Source organism: Streptomyces sp. NBC_00569 (assembly GCF_036345255.1).
Classification (GTDB): Bacteria; Actinomycetota; Actinomycetes; order Streptomycetales; family Streptomycetaceae; genus Streptomyces.
Map to the genome: position 1 here is coordinate 7,426,401 of NZ_CP107783.1, position 23,643 is coordinate 7,450,043.

Below are 23,643 nucleotides of genomic sequence, written 5' to 3' on the forward strand. Positions count from 1 at the left end.
GCTGCTGCTTCCTTAGACCGTGGCCGGTCGCGCGGGCTCCGCGGAGGGCGGGGCGGGCGAGGCGGGAATGGTGGTCTTCACGTCGGTGTCCAGGCCGGCGACCGTGCCGGTGGGCGGCGGGGTGACGGCCGCGATCGCGGTGGTCACGACGCCTGCGGGCTCGTCCGGGACGTCGGCGCCGTCGATGTCGTCGTCCGTGACGTTCGTGTGGTCGATCGAGTTGCGCCGCGACAGCGCCCAGATGGTGCCCGCGCCGGCGATCAGGAGCAGCGCGGTGACGGCGACGCCCCACGAGCCCTGCTTGGTGAGGAACTCGGCGCCCGCACCGACCAGACCGGCGGCCGGCAGGGTCAGGCCCCAGGCGATGAACATGCGGGTCGCGGTCGACCAGCGGACGACGCCGCCCTTGCGGCCGAGGCCCGAGCCCATCACGGCGCCGGAGCAGACCTGCGTCGTGGAGAGCGAGAAGCCGATGTGCGAGGAGGCGAGGATCGCGGTCGCGGCGCTGGTCTGGGCGGCGAAGCCCTGCTGCGGCGCGAGGTCCGTGAGGCCCTTGCCCATGGTGCGGATGATGCGCCAGCCGCCGAGGTAGGTGCCGAGCGCGATGGCCGTACCGGCCGAGACGATGACCCACATCGGGGGGTTCGCACCGGGGTTCAGGACGCCGCCCGTGATCAGGGCGAGCGTGATGATGCCCATCGTCTTCTGCGCGTCGTTCGTGCCGTGCGCCAGCGAGACCAGGCCCGCGGAGGCGATCTGCCCGGCGCGGTAGCCCTTGGCGGTCGCCTTCTGGTCGGTCTTGCTGCCTATCCGGTACGTGAGCCGGGTGGCCAGCATCGCGGCGATGCCCGCCACGAGCGGCGCGGCGACGGCCGGGAGGAGGATCTTGGTGACGACGGTGCCGCCGTCGATCGACGACCAGCCCATCGACATCACGGCGGCACCGATGAGGCCGCCGAAGAGAGCGTGGGAGGAGCTGGAGGGGAGCCCCACCAGCCAGGTCAGGAGATTCCAGAGGATGGCGCCCACCAGCGCCGCGAAGATGACCTCGGTCTTGAGACCGTCCTCGTTGATGATGCCGCCGGAGATCGTCTTGGCGACCTCCACGGAGAGGAAGGCTCCGACGAGGTTCAGCACGGCGGACATGGCCACCGCCGTCTTGGGCTTGAGGGCGCCGGTCGAGATGGTGGTGGCCATCGCGTTGGCTGTGTCGTGGAAACCGTTCGTGAAATCGAACACGAGAGCGGTGACGATCACGATCCCGAGGAGAAGCGTGATGTGTTCCATTTACCCAGGCTTCTGTTGGACGTCAGTGGCTCGGCGACCGTAGGCAATCTGAGTGAACGGAAGATGAACTGGGGCGGGCGGTGTGGTGACTCGAAGCGGAGCGCCGCCATTCCGTTGAGAACGGGGCGGCGGCACGGGGCCGCCCGCGAAGCGGAACGGTGGCCGAATCAAGCGGAAGCGAGCCCTCCGCTAGCCGCGGGCGAACCTTCGCAACTGGGCCCGCGAACCGTTGAAGAGATTCTGGTCACCCGGCAGTCCGCCGCTGTGGTCGTACTGCCAGAACGTCCAGTACGACCAGCCCGAGGGCAGCGCCCCGGCGGACTCGTCGTAGCGGGCGAGCCACAGCGCATGGTTGCCCGCGAAGGCCGCGCTGTTGCCCGTGCACGTCTTCCACCAGTGGTAATTGGTGTAGATCACCGGCCGGCGGCCCGTCCTGCGGCGCACCTCGTCGCTGAACGACCTGATCCAGGAGACCGTCTTCGCCTTGCTCAGGCCGTAGCACTTCTTCGAGCTGTACGGGTTGTACTCGATGTCGAGCGCCGGCGGCAGCGTCCAGCCGTCCGCCTGCCACGCACCCCCGTTGCGTACGAAGTACGAGGCCTGCGTCCGGCCGGACGACTTGTCCGGGAGCGCGAAGTGGTACGCGCCGCGGATGATGCCCGCGCTCCGCGCTCCGTCGTACTGCTGGCCGAAATAGGGATTGCGGTAGGTGGTGGACTCGGTCGCCTTGACGTAGACGAACCGTGCGCCCTTGCTCCTGGCCTTCCGCCAGTCGACGTTCTTCTGGTGCGACGAGACGTCGTGTCCCTTGGTGCCGCCCGCCGCGGACGCAGGAGTCTGGGCGAGAGCGGTCCCCCCGAACGTCAGGGCGGCCAGTGATGTCGCGGTCGCGATGTGCGCACGGCGACGGGACGGTTTGTTACCACGAGCCATGTTTTCCCCCGAAATGGCGACGTGCATGACACATCCCGCCGGAGGCTACCGGAAGATCCCTCTATGCCCATCCATTCCCGGCCAATCGTTTCCAGGCGGGTATTCACGCCTATTCGTGTGCTTCCGGACTCCTGGGCTCCGCACTGAAGTGCCCGGGCCTCACGACCCGCGCGGGCCCGCCGGACGGCTGGCAGGATGCGGGCATGGCGGAGGAACCTGGCGGTGCGGAGCAGGGCGCGGACGAGCGGGCGCGGGCGTGGAGCGCGCTCGTGGCGACGGCCCGGCGCACCGTTGCCGACGGCCTCGTCGTCGGGACCTCGGGAAACGTCTCGGTGCGGATCGGCGACACCGTCCTCGTCACGCCCAGCGGGGTCCCCTACGACGAGCTCACCCCCGACGACCTCGTCGCCGTCGGCCTCGACGGCGAGCAGAAGGCCGGGACCCTGACCCCGACCAGCGAACTCCCGATGCATCTCGCGGTCTACCGCGCCACGCCCGCCCGCGCGGTCGTCCACACCCACGCGGTCCACGCCACCGCCGTCTCCACCCTCGTGCCCGAACTCCCACTCATCCACTACATGGCCGCGGCCCTCGGCGGGCCCGTCCGGGTTGCCCCGTATGCGACGTACGGCACCGAGCGGTTGGCCGGGAACGTCCTCGACGCTCTCGAGGAACGGACAGGCTGCCTGCTCCAGAACCACGGCACCCTCACCTACGGCGACACCCTCGCCGCCGCCTACGACCGCACGGCCCAGCTCGAATGGCTGTGCCGCGTCTGGCTCACCGCGAGCTCCCACCCGCACCACACCCCGACGCTCCTCACCCGCGACCAGGTGCGCGAGGTGGAGGAAAAGCTGCGCGGCTACGGGCAGCGGGGCTGAACCGCCACCCGGCGCCGCCGTGGCCGCGCCCCACTGGCCGGTCGGAGCCCGGGCGCGGACACTGGGACGGTGCGCACCGCCAGAGCGACGGCCGCTGCCGTCACCGCAGTCATCGGTGCCGGCGCGGCCGCGGTCGCGGTCGGCCGGTTGGCCAGCAATGCCGCCCTCAAGGCGCCCGCGGGCCGGCCGCTCCCCACCGAGCCACGCCTGACCGTCCACGCCACCGCCGCGGGCCAGATCACCCTCACCCGCGACCTGGCCTCCCTGCGCCCGGGCACCTACGGCCTGAGCGGCGACGGGTTCCACGCCGTGGTCGGGCCCGTCCTCGAGTCCGCCCCGCACGCCGCGCACGCCGTCGTGCGACGCCTGGAGCGCGTCACCCACGGCTCACTCGAATCCGGTGCCAAGGCCTGGCTCACGCCCCAGGTCCACATCGGTGACCCCAAGGCGGCGCTCGGCCTCGACCACGCAGACATCGACATCCCCGGCGAACTGGGCGCACTCCCCGCCTGGTTCGTCCCCGGCGCCCGCGACACCTGGGTCATCACCGTCCACGGCCTGGGCACCACCCGCGAGCACCCCATGGTCCTCATGGACTTCCTGCACCGCCAGCGCTTCCCCGTGCTCGACCTCGCCTACCGCGGCGACCTCGGCGCCCCCCGCTCCCCGGACGGCCTCGGCCACCTCGGCGAGACGGAGTGGCGCGACCTGGACGCCGCGATCCGCTACGCCGTGCGCTACGGCGCGCAGCGCGTCATCGTGCACGGCTGGTCGACCGGCGCCGCCATGGCACTGCACGCGGCGGCCCATTCCGCTTTGCGGGACCGCATCTCCGGACTCGTCCTCGACTCACCCGTCCTCGCGTGGGGCGTGACGCTGCGTGCCCTCGCCGGAGCCCGCGGCATCCCCGGCCCCCTGCTGCCGCTCGCGGTCCGCGCCGCCCAGGGCCGCACCGGGCTGCACGGCGACCGCCTGGACACCGCCGCCCACCCGGACACGCTCAAGGTCCCCACGCTCGTCATGCACGGCCCCGACGACGAGATCGCCCCCTGGGCCCTGTCCCGCGAACTGGCCGCCCGGCGACCCGATTTGGTCACCCTCCACACTGTCGGCAACGCCCCGCACGGAGCCATGTGGAACGCGGACCCACACACGTACGAGGAGACGCTGCGCCGCTTCCTCACCCCCCTCATGTAGCTCCGCCGCAGCTCCGGCGGACCCACCGGAACCGCCCGCCGGCCGCACGGGACAGATGCGCAGGAAGGCCCGCGTAGACCCCCGGCGTGCGCCGGTCCGCGGACCCTCCCGCGACGCCCGCAAAGAGCCCCGGAACCATTCCGTTTGGGTTTTCGGACCGTCAACCGGAAGACTGCCCCCGTGACGTCCCGTATCCCGCGCGACTCCAGGCTCCGACTTGTCCGCCCGCGCACCCTCGCCGCCGCCCCCGTGCGGGCAGACGGAGTGGTGACCCAGGCTCGCCCGCCCCGCCCGGCGCCCCGCCCGCCGGAGGGCACCCCACCACCGGCGGAGCTGGCCCGCATGGCCCGCCGCGGCCTGGCCGACGCCGTCCGCGTGGCCCGCTGGGCCGACGCCGTCCTCAGCCCCGGCAGCGGCCACGGCGCCCCCGACGGCAGGGGCGCCCTGTCCGCGCCCACCGCCGAACGCGCGGCGGCCGACCTGGAGCTGACCCCGCGACAGGTCCGCGCCGACTGGGACACCGCACGCCTCGCGGGCCTCGTCGAGGTGCACGGCGACAGCGCGCGCCCCGGCTGGCGCCTGCGCGCCTGGGACCGCGACGACACCGCCGTGCTGCGCGGCTGGGTCGCGCTCTTCGACGCCTGGTCCCTGGCCCACCCCGCCGGCGAGAGCCTCGAGGCCGCCGCGGTCGCCGAGGTCGTCGAGGCGATGCCCCAGGTGCTCTCCCTCCTCCAGCTCTCCGCCGGCCCGGTCCCCGTCCCGCAGCTCCTCGACCTGCTCGGCCAGCGCGTCGAGGAACTGCGCACGGAGCGCTGCGAGATCCCCTACGGTCCGCAGCCCGAGCGCACCGGACCCGCGACCGGCACCACCGGCGCCGACCTCCCCCCGCTCCTCGACTGGGCCCTGCACGGCCTCGCCGCCGTCGGCGCCCTCACCTACGCCGACGGCCAGGCGACCCTCACGCCGCTCGGCAGCTGGGCGGTCTGGGTCAAGCTGGAGCAGATCTGCGTCGCCGCCCAGTCCCCGGCGGGCAACATCGAGCAGTCCGCCGAGGACATGCTCAGAGGCTGCGCACGGCTGCGCCCGAACGCGGCCCGTGCCGAGTACCGCGCCTGGCTCGCCGCCCGTCCCGTCGGCAGCGCCGTCACCGAGCTGATCGTCGCCGCCCGTGGCGAGGACGCCCTGCTGCGCGGCCTCGCCTTCGAGGCGCTGCGCGTCGTCGGAGCCCCCGCCGAGCCGGTCGTCCGATCCGTCGCCGAGGAGCCGCCCCTGCGCCCCTACGCGCTGCTGTGGCTCGCCGAGTACGAAGGCGCCGATCCCGAGGACGTCCACATGGTGCTGACCCGCGAGGAGACCACCTGGCTGTGGGTGGACACCGCGGCGGCCGTCGCCGACCACGGCGAGGCCCAGCTCCTCGTGCGCCATCTGGAGTCCGCCGTGCAGCCCACCGTGCCGGCACTGCTCGACGAGGTCCGGGCGGCCGGGCATCCGCGTACCGTGCAGGTCCTCGTGGCGCTGGCCGCGGCGCACCCGGATCCGGCGCTCGCCAAGGCCGTCCGCCGGGCCGCCTTCCAGGTGCACACCGGAGGCGCGTGACACCGCGCCCCGCGATCAGGCCGGTATCTCCGGCGCGTAGGTCCCGAAGCTCCACACGTTGCCCTCGGCGTCCTTGGCCATGTAGTCCCGGGAGCCGTAGTCCTGGTCCGTCGGGGGCATCAGGATCTGAACGCCGTGCTCGACGGCGCGGCGGTGATGGGCGTCGACATCGTCCACGACGACATAGATCCCGGTCGGTCCCGCTCCCCGCATGGCCTCGTCGAAACGGCCGCCGCGGCCCTTCGAGCCGAGCATCACCGCGCCGTTCCCGTACGTCAGCTCGGCGTGCATCACCGAGCCGCCCTCGCCCTCGTGCACGGCCGCGGCGGTGAAGCCGAACGCCGAGGTCAGCTGCTCGATCGCGGCCTTCGCGTCGGCGTACAGCAAGGACGGGTAGAAACTCGCGCGCCCCTTCGTACCGCTCACCGTGCTCACTCCTTCTTCGCCGGTCGGAATGTGCTGCCCGATCCAGACTGGCACCCGGCACCGACAATCCGCCCCGTGAGGCGGGCCCGCTCACCGGAACGTGTTGCACCGCGCCATGTCGCCGCTGCGGTAGCCCTCGTAGAACCACTGCTGCCGCTGCTGGGCCGAGCCGTGCGTCCAGGTCTCCGGCGTCACCCGGCCCTGGAACCTCTCCTGGATCCGGTCGTCGCCGACGGCGGCCGCCGCGTCCAGGCCGTCCCGGATGTCCGCTTGGGTGAGGTTCGTGATCAGGGGCTTGCCCGTCTTGTCGTCGGGCGTCGTCGTCGCGTGGTGCGCCCAGACCCCGGCGTAGCAGTCCGCCTGGAGCTCGACCCGCACCGCGTTGCTGTTCCGGCCCGTACGCCCGTCCTGGGAGCGCTGGAGCGTCCCCATCAAGTTCTGCACGTGGTGCCCGTACTCGTGCGCCACCACGTAGGCCTGCGCGAAGGGACCGCCGCTGGAGCCGAACTTGGTGCGCAGCTCGTCGAAGAAGCCCAGGTCCAGATAGACCTTGCGGTCACCCGGGCAGTAGAAGGGCCCGACCGCCGAGGTCGCCGTGCCGCACGCGGTGGCGACCTGGCCGGTGAAGAACACGGTCTGTGCGGGGGAGTAGGTGCCCCCGCGGTCGCGGAACTCCTGACGCCAGTAGTCCTGGACGCTGTTGACGACCGCCACGATGCGGCAGTCCTCCTTGTTGTTCGCGTCCTGCCCCGTACGGCAGTCCTGGCTGACCTGGGCCGCGGACGAGACGCTGGTGTCGGGTTCGCCACTGCCGGAGGAGAGGCCGAATTCGTTCGTGCCGAAGAAGAGGCCGACCAGGAGGGCGAGCAGGCCCGCGAGGCCGCCGCCGACGGTCCGCCGGCCGCCGGGGACCCGGCGCCTGTCCTGGACCTCGGAGGTGTCCAGGTCGGCGTCGTCGTCGAACTGCATGGCCGCACCGCCCTCTGCTGCACGTCAGGGGCGGCGGCCCGCCGCCCATCGCCCACTATCGAACAGTTCGTGGCGGTCTGCCCCTCGGCCCGGGAACGGCAGGGCGGAAAACTGTTTGCATCGCCCCGTTAGACTTGGCCCATGGCCATTCTCCGCATGCACTAGACGGCTCATCGCCCTCAGTAGCCCTTCCGCCGTCCATATCCCTGCTCAGGAGTCTGTCCGTGATCACCGCTTCCGGCATCGAGCTGCGCGCCGGCGCCCGCATCCTCATCGAGAACGCCACCTTCCGTATCGCCAAGGGCGACCGCATCGGCCTGGTCGGACGCAACGGCGCGGGCAAGACGACGCTCACCAAGTGCCTCGCCGGTGAGGGCACCCCGGCCGGAGGTCAGATCGCCCGCTCCGGAGAGGTCGGCTACCTGCCGCAGGACCCCCGCACCGGCGACCTCGACGTCCTGGCCCGCGACCGCATCCTGTCCGCGCGCGGCCTCGACACCCTGATCCAGAAGATGCGTGACAACGAGCAGCGCATCGCCAACGGCACGGGCGCCACGCGCGCGAAGGCGCTCAAGCAGTACGAGCGCCAGGAGACGGAGTTCCTCACCAAGGGCGGATACGCCGCCGAGGCCGAGGCCGCCACCATCGCCGCCGCGCTCAACCTGCCCGACCGCGTGCTCGGCCAGCCCCTGCACACGCTCTCCGGCGGACAGCGCCGCCGTATCGAGCTGGCCCGCATCCTCTTCTCCGACGCGGACACCCTGCTCCTCGACGAGCCCACGAACCACCTCGACGCCGACTCCATCGTCTGGCTGCGCGACTACCTGAAGTCGTACCGCGGTGGCTTCATCGTGATCTCCCACGACGTCGACCTCGTCGAGACGGTCGTCAACAAGGTGTTCTACCTGGACGCGAACCGCTCCCAGATCGACGTCTACAACATGGGCTGGAAGCTCTACCAGCAGCAGCGCGAGGCCGACGAGAAGCGCCGCAAGCGCGAGCGCCAGAACGCCGAGAAGAAGGCCGCGGCCCTCAACTCCCAGGCCGACAAGATGCGCGCCAAGGCGACCAAGACCGTCGCCGCGCAGAACATGGCCAAGCGCGCCGACCGGCTGCTCGCCGGGCTCGACGCGGTCCGCGTCTCCGACAAGGTCGCCAAGCTGCGCTTCCCCGAGCCCTCCCCGTGCGGCAAGACGCCGCTGATGGCCGAGGGCCTGTCGAAGTCGTACGGCTCCCTGGAGATCTTCACCGACGTCGACCTGGCCATCGACAAGGGCTCGCGCGTCGTCATCCTCGGCCTCAACGGCGCGGGCAAGACCACCCTGCTCAAGCTGCTCGGCGGGGCCGAGAAGCCGGACACCGGCGAGATCATCGAGGGCCACGGCCTCAAGCTCGGCTACTACGCGCAGGAGCACGAGACCCTCGACCCGGAGCGCACGGTCCTGGAGAACATGCGCTCCGCCGCCCCCGACCTGGACCTGGTCGAGGTGCGCAAGACGCTCGGTTCGTTCCTGTTCTCCGGGGACGACGTCGACAAGCCGGCCGGTGTCCTGTCCGGCGGTGAGAAGACCCGCCTCGCGCTCGCCACGCTCGTCGTGTCGTCCGCGAACGTCCTGCTCCTCGACGAGCCCACGAACAACCTCGACCCGGCCAGCCGCGAGGAGATCCTCGGCGCGCTGCGCACCTACAAGGGCGCCGTCGTCCTCGTCACCCACGACGAGGGCGCCGTGGACGCGCTCCAGCCGGAGCGGATCATCCTGCTGCCCGACGGCGTCGAGGACCTCTGGGGCCAGGACTACGCGGATCTGGTCAGCCTCGCCTGACCCTCCGGCGCCCGCGTCCGGGCCCGCACGATCACGGTCGGCCGTCAGCGCGGCTTGATCGAAAGGCTGATCCACTCGGTATGGATCATTCGGCCGATCCGTGATCCATCATCTGAGTGAGATCTCCTCGTACCGCGGTGTGTCCTACACGGATTTCGTCGCCGCACCGGCGCCGGGGCCCTTGTGTTGACGGACAACGCGCTGACCTGGCCCTTCGCGGACAACGCCGTTTCCGGCCTCGTCGAGGTGTGCCCGGAACCCTCCGTTCCGCTCGTGTCGACCGCTTCCCGACCGCACAAGCTCGTCGTACGGACCTTGCCGAATGGGTGGCCAGGAAGCCCGGGAGGGGTGATCATGAGAAGTCCAGAGCGCACTTCCCATGAGGAGGCACGGGTGGCCGAGACTCTGAAGAAGGGCAGCCGGGTAACCGGCGCCGCGCGCGACAAGCTCGCGGCAGACCTGAAGAAGAAGTACGACTCCGGTGCGAGCATCCGAGCGCTGGCCGAAGAAACCGGCCGCTCGTATGGGTTCGTGCACCGGATGCTCAGTGAGTCGGGAGTCACGCTGCGAGGTCGCGGCGGGGCTACACGCGGCAAGAAGGCGACCGCGGCCGGCTGACCCGGGCAGTGCACAGGCTTCGATGGTGACCACCCGGTCGGTCCGCCGACCGGCCGGTTGGTTACTGTGCAGTAGTTTCGAGGGCGTCGACACGTCCTCGTCCGACTGCGCACACCATCGGAGGCACACATGGCTTCGCCCGACAGCGGATCCGGCTCGCTCGCGCCGGTACTCGACAAGGACGGGGTCCGCCTCACCGTCGACGGCTCCATCGCCACGGTGACGCTGACCAACCCGGACAAGCGCAACGCCCAAAGTCCTGCTCTGTGGCGGGCGTTGGCCGACGCCGGGAAGTCCCTGCCGGGCAGCGTGCGCGTCGTCGTACTGCGCGCGGAGGGACTCTCGTTCTCCGCGGGCCTCGACCGTCAGGCGTTCACGCCCGAGGGTTTCGACGGCGAGCCGTCCTTCATCGACCTGGCGCGCGGCTCCGACGACGTGCTCGACGACACCATCGCCGAGTACCAGGAGGCGTTCACCTGGTGGCGGCGCAGCGACATCATCACCGTCGCCGCGGTGCAGGGACACGCGATCGGCGCGGGCTTCCAGCTCGCCCTCGCCTGCGATCTGCGGATCGCCGCCGAGGACGTGCAGTTCTCCATGCGCGAGACCAGCCTCGGTCTGGTGCCCGACCTCACCGGCACGCATCCGCTCGTCTCCCTCGTGGGATACGCGCGCGCCCTGGAGATCTGCGTCACCGGCCGCTACGTCCACGCCGACGAGGCCGGCCGCATCGGCCTGGCCAACCTCGTGGTGCCCGCCGACCAGCTCGACGCCGCCGCGCGTGACCTCGCCGGAGCGCTCATCGCCGCGCCCCGCGACGCCGTCATCGAGACCAAGGCCCTGCTCCAGGGCGTCTCCGGACGCTCGTACGAGGAGCAGCGCACCGCCGAGCGCGCCGCTCAGGGACGCCGGCTCCGGGACCTGGCGGGCCTCGGCGACTGACGCGACCCACGCACGGCCCACGCATGACCCGGGCCGGACGGCCCTCAGTGCACGGCGGTCACCAGAACGGCCACTGACGGATGATCCGCCAGGGCCTCGGTGACCGCCGTCCGCACGTCCCGCGCCACATCGAGCACCCGCCGCCCGCCCGACACGGCCAGTTCGATCCGCACATGCCGGCGCGGCAGGGCGGCCGCCGCGTCCTCGGGACGCTCCCCGATGTGCACCGCACGCCCCAGGCCGCCCAGCGAACCGGTCAGCCGCGTCACCCCCGGCACGGAGAGCGCGGCCTGCCCGGCCCGTTCCTCGTCGCTGTCACCCCTTGCCTGCCGGCTGTCCGCGACGTCGGCCTCCGCGTCCACCGAGGCGGGCTGGGCCTGCGTACCGTCGAGCAGCGCCGTCACCAGCAGATCCACCTGGTCCACCACGAGTCCGAGCCCGTCGGACGCCGCGTCGTTCAGTGCCGCGCGCAGCCGGGACGCGGCCGTGGGCAGCGGTTCGTCCGGCGCCGCGGCGCACTCCGCGACGATTCTCAGCGGCCCCGGCGGCAGGGCACTCGGTGGCGCGGGCACCGCGGACTCGTAGGAGCCGTCGGGGTCGGCGAGCTCGATCCGCAGGCTCTCCAGCCGGACTCCCGGCACCGATTGGGCTGTCCGGCGCAACGCCGACCGCGCCGCCGATTCGGCCAGCCAGCACCCGTCCCGCGGCCCTCCGAGCGGTACCAGCCTGCCGAGCCCGAGCTGGTGCCGTACTGCCTGCGTCCATTGGTCAGCGCTCATTGCCCCAGCCTGCCGCATCCATGGCGCGCGGCCGGGCAACCGCACTTAGTGTGGTCGAAAGAGCAGTGACTCCCAGAGAACGACCTGAGAGAACCTCTTCGAAAGGGACGACCCGCGATGAGCGACACCGCAGAGAAGCCGGGCGAAGCGACCGGGGGCAGGACCAGTGTGACCAAGCGGGGCGGCGGGTCCGCCGCGACGCGAGGACGCACCACCATCGCCGACGGTGTGGTCGAGAAGATCGCCGGCCTCGCCGCGCGGGACGTCATGGGCGTGCACGCGATGGGCAGCGGTCTGTCCCGCACCTTCGGAGCCGTACGCGACCGGGTGCCCGGCGGCGGCAAATCCGTGTCGCGAGGGGTGAAGGCGGAGGTCGGAGAGGTACAGACGGCGCTGGACCTGGAAATCGTCGTGGAGTACGGGGTGTCGATCGCCGACGTAGCCCGCGACGTGCGCGAGAACGTGGTCGCGGCCGTCGAGCGCATGACCGGCCTCGAGGTCGTCGAGGTCAACATCGCGGTGAGCGACGTGAAGCTGCCCGACGAAGAGGACGAGGAGCCGGAATCCCGGCTTCAGTGACCACCCGCCCGCGAGCTTGCCCTTGAGGAGGAGCGCTCGATGAACCTGGCCGTGATCGGCATGATCGCCGGAATGGCTCTCGCATTCGCCGGATACTTCGGCGGCTTCGGGGCCTTCCTGCTGGTGGCGGCGCTCGGCGCCGTCGGCTTCGTCGCAGGCCGGTTCCTCGAGGGGGACCTGGAGCCCGGCGATTTCTTCCGCTCGCGCGGCGACCGGCGGCGGTGACCGGTGGCGACACAGGTCGCGCCCGCCGACCGCGGTGCGACCCGGATCGCCGACCGGGTCGTCGCGAAGATCGCCGCACAGGCGGCGCGTGAGGCGCTGCCCGCCGTTCCGGCGGACAGCAGCGCCCCGCACGCCACCGTCTCCGTGCGCCACGACATCGCCCATGTGCGGATCAGTCTCGAACTGGACTATCCCGGTGACATCGGAACGCAGTGCGGCGCCGTGCGTCGCCGAGTCGCCGAGCGGGTAAAGGCGTTGGCGGGGATGGAGGTGCCCGAGGTGGCCGTCCAGGTGGAGCGGCTGCACTCGGAGCACGATCGCGGCGCGGCACAGCGGAGGATCCGATGAGCGAGCCCACACAGCCCCTGCCCGTCGTCGAACGCGGGCAGGGCGAGCTCGACCAGTTCGGCCAGTCGGGGTCCGCGGCCTCCTACAAGGCGCTGCCCACGCCGGAGGGCGAGCACGGCACCGGCCACCGCTTCTGGTCGTCGCGCCGGATCCCCGCCGCACTGGTGGCCATCGTGCTCCTCGGCGGCTCCGGGATTCTGCTCTACGACATCGCCGCCGTGCGCGCGGGCCACACCGCGATGCACTGGCGGCGCGCCCTCGCCCGCGAACTCGCCGAGCGGCCCCTGGACAACGTCTGGGTGCTGGTCGGCGCCGGGGTGGCCGCCGCGCTCGGGCTGTGGCTGATCGTGCTGGCCGTGACGCCCGGCCTCCGCGCCGTCCTGCCGATGCGCCGTGCCCACACCGACGTACGGGCCGGACTGCACCGCGACGCGGCCGCCATGGTCCTGCGGGACCGGGCCATGGAGGTGGCGGGCGTGCAGTCCGTACGCGTACGGATGAAGCGCTCCAAGGCCCAGGTGCGGGCCGTCTCGCACTTCCGTCGACTCGACGACGTACGCGCCGATCTGGATGCCGTGATCGGCGAGACCGTCAAGGGACTCGGGCTCACCGCCACGCCTGGCCTGTCCGTACACGTGGCGCGGCCCGGAAAGAAGGGATGAGCCCCGTGCTCAGGACCGTGAACCGGGTCGTCGTCGGCCTCGTCGGGCTGATCCTCGTCGTGGTCGGAGGGTCCGTACTCGCCGTCGGACTCGGTGTGTCCCCGCCGTCCTGGTGGATCTACGACGGGCGGCACGACGTGCTGCTGAGCAGGGCGGACCGCTACCGGTGGCGCGGCGAGGGCTGGTGGTGGCCGGCCGTCATCGCGGTGCTCGCCGTCTGTGTGCTGCTCGCGCTGTGGTGGCTGGTCGCCCAGCTGCGCCGGCGCCGGCTCGCCGAGGTCCTCGTCGACACCGGGGACGGCGAGGGCGCGCTGCTGCGCGGCCGGGCGCTCGAAGGGGTCCTCGTCAGCGAGGCGGAGTCGCTCGACGGCGTGGAGAGCGCGCGGGTCCGCTTGACCGGGCGGCGCTCCGCACCCCACGTACGCATGGGCCTGCTCCTCGAACCGCACGCGGAGCCCGGGGCCGCGCTTCAGCGGATCAGTGAGGAGGCCCTGGGCCACGCGCGGGACTCCGCCGGGCTCGCCGCCCTGCCGGCCGAGGTACGGCTCCGCGCGGTGAAGCACCGCGCGGAGCGTGTGAGTTGACCCGGCAGGCTCGGCGCCCGCCCGGTCAGAAGCCGTGCCGGTAGCCGCCGTCCACCGGGAGCATCACGCCCGTCAGGTACGACGCGGCGGGCGAGAGGAAGAAGGCGGCGGCGCGGCCGAACTCCTCCGGCCTGCCGTAGCGGCGCAGCGGGATGCGCGCCTCGTTGGCGGCGCGGGTCGCCTCCGGGTCGGCGGACAGGCCATCGAGCTCACGGACCCGGTCCGTGTCGATCCGCGCCGGGAGCAGGCCGACGACGCGGATGCCGCGCGGGCCGAGCTCGTCCGCGAGGGACTTCGCGAACCCGGCGAGCCCGGGGCGCAGGCCGTTGGAGATGGTCAGTCCGGGGATCGGCTCGTGGACGGAGCCGGAGAGCACGAAGCCGATGACACCGCCCTCACCGAGTTCGGCCGCGGCCGAGCGGGCGAGCCGCACCGCGCCGAGGAAGACCGACTCGAAGGCCGACTCCCACTGCTCGTCGGTGTTGTCCGCGAGGAAGCCGGGGGCCGGCCCGCCGACGCTGATCAGTACGCCGTCGAAGCCGCCGAAGTGCTCGCGCGCGGCGTCGATCAGGCGCCGCGCGACGGCGGGGTCGGCGTTGTCGGCGGCGACGCCCACGGCGTTCTCGCCGAGCGCTTCGGCGGCCTCGGCCACCCGCTTCTCGTCCCGCCCGGTGATGATCACCTTCGCGCCGTCGGCGACGAGCTCACGCGCGGCGGCGTTGCCCAGGCCGCGGGTGGCGCCGGTGACGACGTAGACACGGTCCTTCAGTCCAAGATCCATGGGGCCTATCCTGCCTCGCCCGTCCCGAACAGGGTGAAGGCGGTCCCCACCAGGCCGATATGACTGAAGGCCTGAGGGAAGTTCCCGAGCTGGCGCCCCGACACGGGGTCGTACTCCTCGGCGAGCAGTCCCACGTCGTTGCCGAGCGCGCAGAGCCGGTCGAACAGGTCGCGGGCCTCCTTCGTGTGCCCCGTCAGATGCAGCGCGTCCGCGAGCCAGAACGAGCAGACGAGGAACGTGCCCTCGCGGCCGGGAAGTCCGTCGACGCCCGTCGCCTCGGCGCTGTAGCGGCGCACCAGGCCGTTGTCGGAGAGCTCGTCGCGGACCGCCTTGACGGTGCCGATGACGCGCGGGTCGTCCGGCGGCAGGAAGCCGACGCGGGGGATGATCAGCAGGGACGCGTCGAGCTCCGTCGAGCCGTAGTACTGGGTGAACGTGTTGCGTTCCGCGTCGTATCCGCGCTCCAGCACGTCATGGTGGATGTCGTCGCGCAGCCGCCTTATGGCGTCGAGATCGCCCGGCAGATCGGGCTCGTCCTCGAGGACCTTGACGATGCGGTCGGCGGCCACCCACGCCATCACCTTGGAGTGCACGAAGTGCCGGCGCGGCCCACGCACCTCCCAGAGCCCCTGGTCGGGCCGGCGCCACGCGGTGCTCAGGAATTCCACGAGGGCCAGCTGGAGCCGCCACGCGTGCGGCTCGGACGGCATACCCGCGAGCCGTGCCAGGGCCAGCGAGTCGATCACCTCTCCGTACACGTCCAGCTGGAGCTGGTGCACGGCGTCATTGCCCGCGCGTACGGGGACGGAGTGGCTGTATCCGGCCAGCCACGGGAGTTCGGTCTCGGGCAGGCGGCGCTCGCCCGAGAGCCCGTACATGATCTGCAGGTCCGCCGGGTCGCCCGCGACCGCGCGCAGCAGCCAGTCCCGCCACGCCTTGGCCTCGTCGAGATAGCCGGCCGACACGAGCGCGCCGAGGGTGAGGGTCGAGTCGCGCAGCCAGCAGTACCGGTAGTCCCAGTTGCGCACGCCGCCGATCTCCTCCGGCAGCGACGTGGTGGGCGCGGCGACGATCCCGCCGGTGGGTTCGAACGTGAGCGCCTTCAGGGTGAGCAGGGAGCGCAGGACCGCGTCCTTGTGCGGACCCTCGTAGCGGCACTGCGCCGACCACTCCTCCCACTCCTCCTCGGAGCGGCGCAGGGAGTCGAACGGGTCGATGAGGCCGGGGCGCGGCTCGTGCGACGGGTGCCAGGTCAGCACGAACGCGACGGACTCGCCCTCCTCGACGGTGAACTCGGAGTGGGTGGTGAGGTCCTTGCCCCAGGTGCGTACGGGGGGTTCGCTGCGCAGCCACATCGAATCGGGCCCCGCGACGGCCACGCGGTGGCCGTCGGACTTGCGCATCCACGGCACGATCGACCCGTAGTCGAAGCGCAGGCGCAGAGTGCCGCGCATCGTGACGCGGCCCCTGAGCCCCTCGACGACACGTACGAGGTCGGGGGCCTTGTCGCGCTGCGGCATCAGGTCGGTGACCCGCACGCTGCCCTCGTCGGTGTCCCACTCCGTGTCGAGGACGAGGGTGCCGGGGCGGTAGGAGCGGCGGGTGCAGTCGCCCGCGGCCTTCGGGGCGAGCTGCCAGTGGCCGTTCTCCTCCTTCTTGCCCACGAGCGCGGCGAAACAGGCCGCCGAGTCGAAGCGGGGGAGACAGAGCCAGTCGACGGAGCCGCCGCGAGAGATGAGGGCGGCCGTCTGCTGGTCGCCGATGAGCGCGTAGTCCTCAAGGGGTCGGTGCACGTGAGCCGGGTTCCCGGCGGAGCGGGCCGCCAATCCCACCGAGGGCCGGGCGGGTGAGGGCGAATGCGCGTGCGGAGGTGGCCCCGGGTCCTACACCGTGGCGGGTTCGGGGCCCGCGGGGGTCTCCTCGGCCGACGCCGCCTCGGCGCGGTCACGGCGCTCGCGCCGGACCAGCACGACGAAGCCGACGGGCACGGCCGCGGCGAACAGCCACCACTGGACCGCGTACGCCATGTGCGGGCCGATGTCGCTGTGGTTGGGCGTGGGGATCAGCTGGGGGGTGTCGCCCTTCGGGTCGGGCGACGTCTGCTCGATGAAACCGCCGAGGACCTGTTTGCCGAGCGCCTTGGCCTGCTGGCCGCTGCTGATCAGCATGATCTGACGGTCCGGCAGGCCCTTGATGTCCTTGATGCCGCTCGCGGCGGTCGTCTCGTCGGCCATGAGGCGGCCGGTGACGGTGATCTCGCCGCTCGCGGGCGCAGGGATCTTCGGGAACGCGGTCTGCGCGCCGTCGGCCGGGATCCAGCCGCGGTTGACCAGGAGCACCTTGCCGTCGTCGAGGACGAACGGGGTCAGGACGTGGAAGCCGACCTCGTCGTCGGTGTTCGTGCGGCGCCGGACGACGACCTCGTGCGCAGTGTCGAACGTCCCCTTCGCGGAGACCCTGCGGTGGATCTCGGCCTTGGGAACGGGCTTCCCGGGGGAGGTGAGCTGCTCTGCGGGCAGCGGCTTCGCGGCGAGCGCGGCACCGATCTGATCGTTCTGCGCGACGCGGTGCTCGTGGCGGTGCAGCTGCCAGAAGCCCAGCTCGATCATCGTGGGGATGAGGAGGAGGGTGATGAGGGTGAGGATCACCCACTGCCGGGACAACAGGAAGCGGTACACCCCACGACCGTACAACTCGGTCGTGGGGCGACATCACGGGGGTGTGCCGGAGGAGTCAGACCTTGTCGACGATCCCCACCTTCCCCTCCGCGCGGGAGCAGTGCGCCCCGCAGTACCAGTGCCCGTCGACCTCTACTCCCTGGCCGACGATGCGGCACCGGCAGTGCTCGCAGATCGGCGCCATGCGGTGGATGGCGCAGGAGAAACAGTCGAAGACGTGCACCGCGCCCTGCGCGTGCACCTCGAAGGACATTCCGTAGTCGTTTCCGCAGACCTCACAACGTGCCATGCGCCACAGGGTGGGCTTCGCCGTCGCGTGGGGCGAGCGGCGGGCGGGCGAGTCGCCGCGCAATCACCCGTCTGACGCCGGGGCCACGTCCCGCAGGAGCTGCCCGAAGGCCGCCTCGTCGATGACCGGTGTCCCGTACTGCTTCGCCTTGACGGCCTTCGACGTGTACGAGTCGGGGTCGTTCGTGACGAGGACGCTGGTGAGCCGGGACAGGCTCGTCGCGATGTGCAGCCCGGCCTCGACGGCGCGGTCCTCCAGGAGTTCGCGGTCCACCGAGGTGTCTCCGGAGAACGCCACCCGCATGCCCTGCTTGAGCTGTTTGCCCGGTTCGTACCGTCCGGGGTTCGGGTACGGGCACGGCTGCCGCTTGCGCGACGGGCGCCACGTCCCGCCGCCCCCGTACGAGGACGACGACGGGGCCGAGCCCTGGCGGCCGATGCGCGCCGCGCCGTCCGTCCACTCCGTGAGCGGCCTGCACTCGAGCAGGGGCAGCCGCACTCCGCCGCTCGCGGCGGCCCGCAGGCTCGGCCGGAACGCCTCGGCGAGCACGCGCGCGTCGTCGAGCGCGTGGTGCGCGTTGCGCTGGACGACGCCGAAGTGCGCGGCGAGGGACTCCAGCTTGTGGTTGGGCAGGGGGAGGCCCAGCTCCTTGGACAGCGCGATGGTGCACAGGCGCTGGCGGACGGGGGCGGTGCGCTCCGCGCGGGCGTACTCCCGGGCGATCATCGACCAGTCGAAGACCGCGTTGTGGGCGACGAGCACGCGGCCGTCGAGCCGGGTCGCGAACTCCTCGGCGATGTCCTTGAAGAGGGGCGCGCCTTCGAGCACGTCGTTCGTCAGGCCGTGGATCCAGACGGGGCCCGGGTCGCGCTCGGGGTTGACCAGCGTGTACCAGTGGTCCTCGACCTCGCCCCGCGCGTCGAGCCGGTAGACGGCTGCGGAGATGATCCGGTCGTCCCGGGAGAGGCCGGTGGTCTCCACGTCGACGACCGCGTATCCCTGCGGATACGCGGCCGGCCAAGGAGCGGCGGACGCGGCGGTCGTCTGGTCTTCGAGCATGGTCCATGAGGATACGGGCCGCGACTGACACCTCCGTCGCCCGGTCCCGCGACTGCGTCCGTTATGTCCGCAACAGGCCTGACACCAGAGCCCTGACGGAGGCGTCGAACACCTTCTCCGGGTCGGCCGGAAGGCTGAGCGCGCGGGCCAAGAAGGCGTCGCCCTCCGCCGTCCGCGCGCCCCACAGCTCCTCCTCGCCGGGCCGCTGCACGGGCGCGCGCTCGCGTTGACGCTCCACCAGGACGTGGCCGACGACATGGAACTGCACCGCGCGTACGACCCCGGCGGCGCGGGTCCCGCGCAGGCCCGCGGCGTGCACCTCGCGCACGAGGACCTGTTGCGCGGGCAGGAACATCCGCTCGGTCAGGCCGCGTTCGTGGACCATCGCGACGAGATGCGGGTGGTCGCGCAGCTGCCGGCGCAGGGCGCGGGCGACGGAGGCGACGCGCTGCTCCGGTGTGGCGCCGCGGGGGCGGATCTCCCCGAGGTCGGCGACGGTGCGCTCGACCAGGGCTTCGAGCAGCGACTCGCGGTTGCCGACATGCCAGTAGATCGAGGTGACGGCGGTGCCGAGCTCGGCGGCGAGCTTGCGCATCGTCAGGGACTGCGGGCCCTGCTGCTTCACCAGCTTCGCGGCGGCGGCGAGGACCTGTTCCCTGTCGAGATGTGTGCGCGTGTCTTTACCCTTCACGGAAGCTGTTGTAACTGTGTTACAGAGCATCCGCAAGTGCACGCCCGTCCACGCAAGTCCGCGCCGACGAAGGGTGGTACGACATGGCACGCATTCGATACGGAGCACGCACGGAGGCGGAGATCTCCGCCGCGCGCACCGCGAGCTCGAAGCTCCCCGACATCTGGTCCACGGGGGTGGTGGCCGTCTGGGAGAGCGACCCGGACGCGGTCGCCGCGGTACTTCCGCCCCCGCTCAAGCCCACCGAACGCCCGCTGGTGCGGGCCAACATCAGCAAGGTCGACCTGCCCGGCTACCCCCTGGGCGCCGGCTCGGTCGCCGTCGCCGCCGAGCACGGCGGCGTCGAGGGCTGGTATCCGCTCGTCATGCCGATGACGCACGAGCGCGCCCTGATCGGCGGCCGTGAGGTCTTCGGCGAGCCCAAGAAGCTCGGCGAGGTGAGCGTCGAGCGCGACGGCCTCGTGGTGCGCGCGGCACTCGCCCGGCACGGCATCGCCTTCGTGGAGGTGCGCGGCGCGGTGAGCGGCGCCCTGCCCCTGCCCGAACCGGCGCTCAAGACGGACTTCTACTTCAAGTTCCTTCCCGCGGTGGACGGTTCGGGCTTCGACATGGAGCCGGTGCTCGTGCACTGTCTGCGCAACGAGAAGGTCCGCAAGCTGGAGCGGATCACCGGGGACGTGGTCCTGCGGGAGTCGATGTACGACCCGGTCGCCGACCTTCCGGTGCGCGCCGTCGTCGAGCTCACCATCGGCGAGAAGACGACCGACCAGAAGGGCAGGGTCGTCGAACGCGTCAGCGCGCAGGCCCTGCTGCCGTACATTCACCAGCGCTACGACGACCCGCAGCAGATCCTCGACGGGCCGCCCGAGGGGAGCCTGTGATGCGGCTGGAAGCGGGACAGGTCGCCGTCGTCACGGGCGCGGCGAGCGGCATCGGCCTCGCGATGGCGCGGCGGTTCGCGGCGGACGGCCTGAAGGTCGTGCTCGCGGACGTCGAGGAGTCCGCCCTGGAGAAGGCCGCGGCCGGCCTGCGCGAGGACGGTGCCACCGTGCACGCGCGCGTGGTCGACGTCGGCGACCGAGGGCAGGTCTTCGGCCTCGCGGACGCGGCGTACGAGAAGTTCGGCGCCGTCCATGTCCTGTGCAACAACGCGGGCGTCGGCTCGGGCGCCGAGGGCCGCATGTGGCAGCACGAACCGAACGACTGGAAGTGGGCCTTCGAGGTCAACGTGTGGGGCGTCTTCCACGGCATCCAGGCCTTCGTGCCGCGCATGATCGAGGGCGGCGAGCCCGGCCACGTCGTCAACACGTCCTCCGGCGACGGCGGTATCGCCCCGCTGCCCACGGCCTCCGTGTACGCGGTGACCAAGGCGGCCGTCGTGACGATGACCGAGTCCCTGTACGCGCATCTGAAGGCGGAGCACGCGCGCGTGGGCGCCTCCGTGCTCTTCCCCGGACCCCACATGCTGCGCACCGGGCTGTGGGAGTCGCACCGCAACCGGCCCGAGCGGTACGCCAAGGAGAGGCCGCGCAGGACCCCCTACCGCAGCCTCGGCCAGTGGGAGTCCGCGATGAAGGAGGCGGGCAAGGAGGTGGAGTTCACGCCGGTCGAGGAGGTCGCGGACTTCGTCGCCGAGGGCATCGGCGCCGGCCGCTTCTGGCTGCTGCCGCAGAGCGAGCACAGCGACCGGCAGATCAAGGCCAGGTCCGCCTCGATGCTCGAGCGCGCGAACCCGGCGTACCTGGAGAGCTTCATTCTGGACTGAAGGGCATGTGATGACCGACCAGGATCCCTACCTGATCATCTCCTCCGACTGCCACGCCGGGCTGCCCACCGAGGAGTACCGGCCCTATCTGGACAGCCGTTTCCACCGCGCCTTCGACGAGTTCCTCGGCGAGCGGGGCGCCCGCCGCGAGGAGGCGACGCGGCTCGGCATCCGCAACGACGAGTTCGCCGCCAAATGGTTCGCCGACAACTCGGAAGGACTGCGCGGCGGTTGGGACGCCGCACAGCGCCTCAAGGAGCTGGACGGCGACGGGGTGGCCGCCGAGGTCGTCTTCCCCGACGCGGACGCCGTGGACAGCCGGACGGCCGCGCCCTTCGGCGTGGGGCTCGGGCTCTCCGGTGACCAGGACCCGGAGCTCGGCATGGCGGGCGCCCAGGCGCACAACCGCTGGCTCGCCGACTTCGTGTCCGAACACCCCGAACGGCACTGCGGGGTGGCCCTGTTGCCCATCACCGGCGAGGTGGACCGCGTCGTCGCCGAGGTCCACCGGGCCAAGGAGTCGGGGCTCGGCGCGCTGATGATCCCCTCCATGTGGGTCGACAAGGCGCCCTACCACGACCGGCGTTACGACCCCGTGTGGGCCGCGGCGGCGGACTGCGCGATGCCCGTGGTCACGCACTCCGGGGCGGCGCCCCGCCACGAGTACGGCGACCACCTCGGGATCTATGTCTCCGAAGTGACGTGGTGGCCCGCGCGGCCGCTGTGGTTCATGCTCTGGTCGGGCGTCTTCGAGCGCCACCCGGGCCTGAAGTTCGGCGTCGCGGAGTCGGGCTGCTGGTGGCTGCCCAACCTGCTGTGGTTCATGGACCGCCTCTATCTGGGCGCGCACGGCGGCAAGAAGCTCTCGCCGTTCGCGGAGCTGAAACGCTCCCCGCACGAGTACCTGGACCGCCAGGTGTTCATCTGTGCCACCAACACCAAGCGCCGCGAACTCGCCCAGCGCTACGAGATCGGCGTCGACAACATCCTCTGGGGCAGCGACTTCCCGCACCCCGAGGGCACCTGGCCCGACACGCGCACGTGGCTGAAGAAGACCTTCCACGACATCCCGGTGGCGGAGACCCGGCGCATGCTGGGGCTCGCCGCCGCCGAGGTCTTCGGCTTCGACACGGGGAAACTGGCCCCGCTGGCCGCCCGCATCGGACCGACCCCCGCCGAACTCGGCCAAGACGCAGACGACGCGGCCCAGTCGGCCGTCGAGGCCTCCTGGGCGCGCTCGCGTGAGGTGGGCCGCCACTGGCTGACCGATCACGACTTCCCCACCCTGGGGGTGACCTCATGAGCGAGCGCTACACCGTGATCTCCGCGGACTGCCACGCGGGAGCCGATCTCCTCGACTACCGGCCCTACTTGGAGTCCCGCCACCACGACGCCTTCGACGCGTGGGCGGCGAGCTACGTCAATCCGTACGCCGACCTGCTCGCGGACACCGCCGACCGGAACTGGAACTCGGACCGGCGCATCGCCGAGCTCGAACAGGACGGCATCGTCGCGGAGGTCGTCTTCCCGAACACGATCCCGCCGTTCTTCCCGTCCGCGTCCCTGATGGCCCCGGCCCCGACGCGCGAGGAGTTCACGCGGCGCTGGGCGGGGCTGCGCGCCCACAACCGCTGGCTCGCCGACTTCTGCGCCGCCGCCCCGGGACGCAGGGCGGGCGTCTTCCAGATCCTTCTCAACGACGTCGACGAGGCAGTCAAGGAGATCAGGTGGGCCGCGGCCGCAGGGCTCACCGGCGGGCTGCTGCTGCCCGGCACACCGCCCGGCTCGGGCCTTCCCGAGCTGTACTCGGCCGCGTACGACCCGATCTGGGCGACCTGCGCCGAGCTCGGCGTGCCGGTCAACCACCACGCGGGCTCGGCGTCCCCGCCGCTCGGCGACGAACCGGCCGCGCGCGCCGTGTTCATGGTCGAGACGACGTGGTTCTCGCACCGGGCCCTGTGGCACCTGGTGTTCGGCGGCGCGTTCCGCCGTCACCCCGGCCTGAAGCTGGTCCTGACCGAACAGGGCTCGGGCTGGATCCCCGGGGTCCTGGACATGCTGGACTACTACCACGGGCGTCTGGTGGCCGCGGCGACACGGGCGAGCACGGCGGAGTCCAAGTTCGGCGCGGGGCTGGCCGATTCGATGGGCAAGGGGCCATCCGAGGTGTGGCGGGAGAACTGCTACGTGGGGGCCAGTTTCATGCGCCCGCACGAGGTGCCGCTGCGCGACCGTATCGGCCTCGACAAGATCATGTGGGGCAGCGACTACCCGCACGACGAGGGCACGTACCCGTACACCCGCGAAGGGCTGCGGATCGCGTACGCGGGGCTGCCGCGCGACGAGGTCGCCGCGATGGTCGGCGGCAACACGGCCCGCGTCTACGGCTTCGACCTCGGCCTGCTCGACCCGATCGCGGCCCGCGTCGGGCCGACCGTCCAGGAACTGGACGAACTCCTCGACGAGGCGCCGAAGGACGCGACAAGTCCGGTGTTCGCCCGGGGAGGGTCGGTCCGGATCTGGTGACCGAC

Annotated in this window: 26 protein-coding genes; 15 read left to right on the plus strand and 11 right to left on the minus strand. The window is 71.8% G+C overall.

Annotated elements, in window-relative coordinates; translation table 11 throughout:
- Window positions 1-12: 12 nt before the first annotated feature.
- Window positions 13-1,287: an inorganic phosphate transporter gene (locus OHO83_RS33405; protein ID WP_266669097.1), complete on the minus strand. Its 1,275-nt coding sequence runs from the start codon at window positions 1,285-1,287 to the stop codon at window positions 13-15.
- Between the two features lie 189 nt (window positions 1,288-1,476).
- Window positions 1,477-2,220, minus strand: coding sequence for a lysozyme (locus tag OHO83_RS33410; RefSeq protein ID WP_330280170.1), 744 nt, complete (start codon window positions 2,218-2,220; stop codon window positions 1,477-1,479).
- A 203-nt stretch (window positions 2,221-2,423) separates the two neighbouring features.
- Here OHO83_RS33410 and OHO83_RS33415 point away from each other — a divergent pair, with 203 nt between their 5' ends.
- The 3 genes from OHO83_RS33415 to OHO83_RS33425 all read left to right on the plus strand — a co-directional run bounded on the left by OHO83_RS33415 (window position 2,424) and on the right by OHO83_RS33425 (window position 5,894).
- A complete protein-coding gene (locus OHO83_RS33415; protein ID WP_266669093.1) occupies window positions 2,424-3,101 on the plus strand; it encodes a class II aldolase/adducin family protein in 678 nt (225 codons plus the stop codon).
- 69 nt (window positions 3,102-3,170) lie between these two features.
- Window positions 3,171-4,298, plus strand: coding sequence for an alpha/beta hydrolase (locus tag OHO83_RS33420; protein ID WP_329435768.1), 1,128 nt, complete (start codon window positions 3,171-3,173; stop codon window positions 4,296-4,298).
- Window positions 4,299-4,478: 180 nt separating this feature from the next.
- Complete coding sequence (locus tag OHO83_RS33425; protein ID WP_266669089.1) at window positions 4,479-5,894, plus strand: hypothetical protein; 1,416 nt, start codon at window positions 4,479-4,481, stop codon at window positions 5,892-5,894.
- 15 nt (window positions 5,895-5,909) lie between these two features.
- Here OHO83_RS33425 and OHO83_RS33430 read toward each other — a convergent pair whose 3' ends face one another.
- Both OHO83_RS33430 and ypfJ read right to left on the minus strand, forming a co-directional pair.
- Window positions 5,910-6,320, minus strand: coding sequence for a VOC family protein (locus tag OHO83_RS33430; RefSeq protein WP_383998780.1), 411 nt, complete (start codon window positions 6,318-6,320; stop codon window positions 5,910-5,912).
- Between the two features lie 90 nt (window positions 6,321-6,410).
- Complete coding sequence (gene ypfJ / locus OHO83_RS33435; RefSeq protein ID WP_329435772.1) at window positions 6,411-7,289, minus strand: KPN_02809 family neutral zinc metallopeptidase; 879 nt, start codon at window positions 7,287-7,289, stop codon at window positions 6,411-6,413.
- A 224-nt stretch (window positions 7,290-7,513) separates the two neighbouring features.
- Here ypfJ and OHO83_RS33440 point away from each other — a divergent pair, with 224 nt between their 5' ends.
- From OHO83_RS33440 to OHO83_RS33450, 3 genes are all read left to right on the plus strand, one after another.
- A complete protein-coding gene (locus OHO83_RS33440) occupies window positions 7,514-9,112 on the plus strand; it encodes an ABC-F family ATP-binding cassette domain-containing protein (protein ID WP_116502819.1) in 1,599 nt (532 codons plus the stop codon).
- 393 nt (window positions 9,113-9,505) lie between these two features.
- Entirely contained in the window at window positions 9,506-9,730 is a 225-nt protein-coding gene (locus OHO83_RS33445) for a helix-turn-helix domain-containing protein (RefSeq protein ID WP_189492003.1), read from the plus strand.
- A gap of 129 nt (window positions 9,731-9,859) precedes the next feature.
- The gene (locus OHO83_RS33450; protein ID WP_116502821.1) at window positions 9,860-10,672 is read left to right on the plus strand and encodes an enoyl-CoA hydratase/isomerase family protein; all 813 of its coding nucleotides are present in this window, start codon (window positions 9,860-9,862) and stop codon (window positions 10,670-10,672) included.
- A 44-nt stretch (window positions 10,673-10,716) separates the two neighbouring features.
- Here the strand turns inward: OHO83_RS33450 and OHO83_RS33455 are convergent, their stop codons facing one another.
- On the minus strand, window positions 10,717-11,451 hold the full coding sequence (locus OHO83_RS33455) for a nucleopolyhedrovirus P10 family protein (protein ID WP_266669079.1): 735 nt from the start codon (window positions 11,449-11,451) through the stop codon (window positions 10,717-10,719).
- A gap of 117 nt (window positions 11,452-11,568) precedes the next feature.
- Here OHO83_RS33455 and OHO83_RS33460 point away from each other — a divergent pair, with 117 nt between their 5' ends.
- Genes OHO83_RS33460 through amaP form a run of 5 tightly spaced genes read left to right on the plus strand, consistent with a single transcriptional unit; the run spans window position 11,569 to window position 13,849 of the window.
- Window positions 11,569-12,030, plus strand: a complete 462-nt coding sequence (locus OHO83_RS33460; protein WP_266669077.1) for an Asp23/Gls24 family envelope stress response protein — start codon at window positions 11,569-11,571, stop codon at window positions 12,028-12,030.
- Between the two features lie 39 nt (window positions 12,031-12,069).
- On the plus strand, window positions 12,070-12,255 hold the full coding sequence (locus tag OHO83_RS33465; RefSeq protein ID WP_227293983.1) for a hypothetical protein: 186 nt from the start codon (window positions 12,070-12,072) through the stop codon (window positions 12,253-12,255).
- A 3-nt stretch (window positions 12,256-12,258) separates the two neighbouring features.
- Window positions 12,259-12,603: a hypothetical protein gene (locus tag OHO83_RS33470; RefSeq protein ID WP_266669075.1), complete on the plus strand. Its 345-nt coding sequence runs from the start codon at window positions 12,259-12,261 to the stop codon at window positions 12,601-12,603.
- Window positions 12,600-13,265, plus strand: a complete 666-nt coding sequence (locus OHO83_RS33475) for a DUF6286 domain-containing protein (RefSeq protein ID WP_330280171.1) — start codon at window positions 12,600-12,602, stop codon at window positions 13,263-13,265. Before OHO83_RS33470 ends, OHO83_RS33475 begins: the two co-directional genes overlap by 4 nt.
- Window positions 13,262-13,849: an alkaline shock response membrane anchor protein AmaP gene (gene amaP, locus OHO83_RS33480; protein WP_266669071.1), complete on the plus strand. Its 588-nt coding sequence runs from the start codon at window positions 13,262-13,264 to the stop codon at window positions 13,847-13,849. The genes OHO83_RS33475 and amaP overlap by 4 nt, the downstream gene beginning before the upstream one ends.
- Window positions 13,850-13,874: 25 nt before the next feature.
- Here amaP and OHO83_RS33485 read toward each other — a convergent pair whose 3' ends face one another.
- The 6 genes from OHO83_RS33485 to OHO83_RS33510 all read right to left on the minus strand — a co-directional run bounded on the left by OHO83_RS33485 (window position 13,875) and on the right by OHO83_RS33510 (window position 19,377).
- Window positions 13,875-14,630, minus strand: coding sequence for an SDR family oxidoreductase (locus OHO83_RS33485; RefSeq protein ID WP_266669069.1), 756 nt, complete (start codon window positions 14,628-14,630; stop codon window positions 13,875-13,877).
- Window positions 14,631-14,635: 5 nt separating this feature from the next.
- Window positions 14,636-16,423 (minus strand): glycoside hydrolase family 15 protein, encoded by a 1,788-nt coding sequence (locus OHO83_RS33490; protein ID WP_266669067.1) that lies wholly within the window; start codon window positions 16,421-16,423, stop codon window positions 14,636-14,638.
- Between the two features lie 90 nt (window positions 16,424-16,513).
- The gene (locus OHO83_RS33495; RefSeq protein WP_266669065.1) at window positions 16,514-17,308 is read right to left on the minus strand and encodes an SURF1 family cytochrome oxidase biogenesis protein; all 795 of its coding nucleotides are present in this window, start codon (window positions 17,306-17,308) and stop codon (window positions 16,514-16,516) included.
- 55 nt (window positions 17,309-17,363) lie between these two features.
- Window positions 17,364-17,597, minus strand: coding sequence for a hypothetical protein (locus OHO83_RS33500; RefSeq protein ID WP_100592621.1), 234 nt, complete (start codon window positions 17,595-17,597; stop codon window positions 17,364-17,366).
- Window positions 17,598-17,660: 63 nt separating this feature from the next.
- Window positions 17,661-18,656 carry a DEDDh family exonuclease gene (locus tag OHO83_RS33505; protein WP_266565783.1) on the minus strand — a complete coding sequence of 332 codons (996 nt, stop codon included), beginning with the start codon at window positions 18,654-18,656 and terminating at the stop codon, window positions 17,661-17,663.
- Between the two features lie 61 nt (window positions 18,657-18,717).
- The gene (locus OHO83_RS33510; RefSeq protein ID WP_405636513.1) at window positions 18,718-19,377 is read right to left on the minus strand and encodes a TetR/AcrR family transcriptional regulator; all 660 of its coding nucleotides are present in this window, start codon (window positions 19,375-19,377) and stop codon (window positions 18,718-18,720) included.
- A 53-nt stretch (window positions 19,378-19,430) separates the two neighbouring features.
- On the opposite strand from OHO83_RS33510, the gene OHO83_RS33515 reads away from it, so the two are divergent.
- The 4 genes from OHO83_RS33515 to OHO83_RS33530 are packed head-to-tail and all read left to right on the plus strand — an operon-like array spanning window position 19,431 to window position 23,638.
- Window positions 19,431-20,228 carry an acetoacetate decarboxylase family protein gene (locus OHO83_RS33515; RefSeq protein ID WP_329435777.1) on the plus strand — a complete coding sequence of 266 codons (798 nt, stop codon included), beginning with the start codon at window positions 19,431-19,433 and terminating at the stop codon, window positions 20,226-20,228.
- The gene (locus tag OHO83_RS33520) at window positions 20,228-21,112 is read left to right on the plus strand and encodes an SDR family NAD(P)-dependent oxidoreductase (RefSeq protein ID WP_329435778.1); all 885 of its coding nucleotides are present in this window, start codon (window positions 20,228-20,230) and stop codon (window positions 21,110-21,112) included. The genes OHO83_RS33515 and OHO83_RS33520 overlap by 1 nt, the downstream gene beginning before the upstream one ends.
- Window positions 21,113-21,122: 10 nt before the next feature.
- Window positions 21,123-22,415 carry an amidohydrolase family protein gene (locus OHO83_RS33525; RefSeq protein ID WP_330280173.1) on the plus strand — a complete coding sequence of 431 codons (1,293 nt, stop codon included), beginning with the start codon at window positions 21,123-21,125 and terminating at the stop codon, window positions 22,413-22,415.
- Window positions 22,412-23,638: an amidohydrolase family protein gene (locus OHO83_RS33530; protein ID WP_330280174.1), complete on the plus strand. Its 1,227-nt coding sequence runs from the start codon at window positions 22,412-22,414 to the stop codon at window positions 23,636-23,638. The genes OHO83_RS33525 and OHO83_RS33530 overlap by 4 nt, the downstream gene beginning before the upstream one ends.
- Window positions 23,639-23,643: the final 5 nt, after the last annotated feature.

Bases quoted from the DNA above. Each gene is read 5' to 3' on its own strand.
- OHO83_RS33405 (WP_266669097.1), bottom strand. From the start codon at position 1,287: ATGGAACACATCACGCTTCTCCTCGGGATCGTGATCGTCACCGCTCTC.
- OHO83_RS33410 (WP_330280170.1), bottom strand. From the start codon at position 2,220: ATGGCTCGTGGTAACAAACCGTCCCGTCGCCGTGCGCACATCGCGACC.
- OHO83_RS33415 (WP_266669093.1), top strand. From the start codon at position 2,424: ATGGCGGAGGAACCTGGCGGTGCGGAGCAGGGCGCGGACGAGCGGGCG.
- ypfJ (WP_329435772.1), bottom strand. From the start codon at position 7,289: ATGCAGTTCGACGACGACGCCGACCTGGACACCTCCGAGGTCCAGGAC.
- OHO83_RS33450 (WP_116502821.1), top strand. From the start codon at position 9,860: ATGGCTTCGCCCGACAGCGGATCCGGCTCGCTCGCGCCGGTACTCGAC.
- OHO83_RS33455 (WP_266669079.1), bottom strand. From the start codon at position 11,451: ATGAGCGCTGACCAATGGACGCAGGCAGTACGGCACCAGCTCGGGCTC.
- OHO83_RS33460 (WP_266669077.1), top strand. From the start codon at position 11,569: ATGAGCGACACCGCAGAGAAGCCGGGCGAAGCGACCGGGGGCAGGACC.
- OHO83_RS33465 (WP_227293983.1), top strand. From the start codon at position 12,070: ATGAACCTGGCCGTGATCGGCATGATCGCCGGAATGGCTCTCGCATTC.
- OHO83_RS33475 (WP_330280171.1), top strand. From the start codon at position 12,600: ATGAGCGAGCCCACACAGCCCCTGCCCGTCGTCGAACGCGGGCAGGGC.
- amaP (WP_266669071.1), top strand. From the start codon at position 13,262: ATGAGCCCCGTGCTCAGGACCGTGAACCGGGTCGTCGTCGGCCTCGTC.
- OHO83_RS33485 (WP_266669069.1), bottom strand. From the start codon at position 14,630: ATGGATCTTGGACTGAAGGACCGTGTCTACGTCGTCACCGGCGCCACC.
- OHO83_RS33500 (WP_100592621.1), bottom strand. From the start codon at position 17,597: ATGGCACGTTGTGAGGTCTGCGGAAACGACTACGGAATGTCCTTCGAG.
- OHO83_RS33505 (WP_266565783.1), bottom strand. From the start codon at position 18,656: ATGCTCGAAGACCAGACGACCGCCGCGTCCGCCGCTCCTTGGCCGGCC.
- OHO83_RS33510 (WP_405636513.1), bottom strand. From the start codon at position 19,377: ATGCTCTGTAACACAGTTACAACAGCTTCCGTGAAGGGTAAAGACACG.
- OHO83_RS33515 (WP_329435777.1), top strand. From the start codon at position 19,431: ATGGCACGCATTCGATACGGAGCACGCACGGAGGCGGAGATCTCCGCC.
- OHO83_RS33520 (WP_329435778.1), top strand. From the start codon at position 20,228: ATGCGGCTGGAAGCGGGACAGGTCGCCGTCGTCACGGGCGCGGCGAGC.
- OHO83_RS33525 (WP_330280173.1), top strand. From the start codon at position 21,123: ATGACCGACCAGGATCCCTACCTGATCATCTCCTCCGACTGCCACGCC.
- OHO83_RS33530 (WP_330280174.1), top strand. From the start codon at position 22,412: ATGAGCGAGCGCTACACCGTGATCTCCGCGGACTGCCACGCGGGAGCC.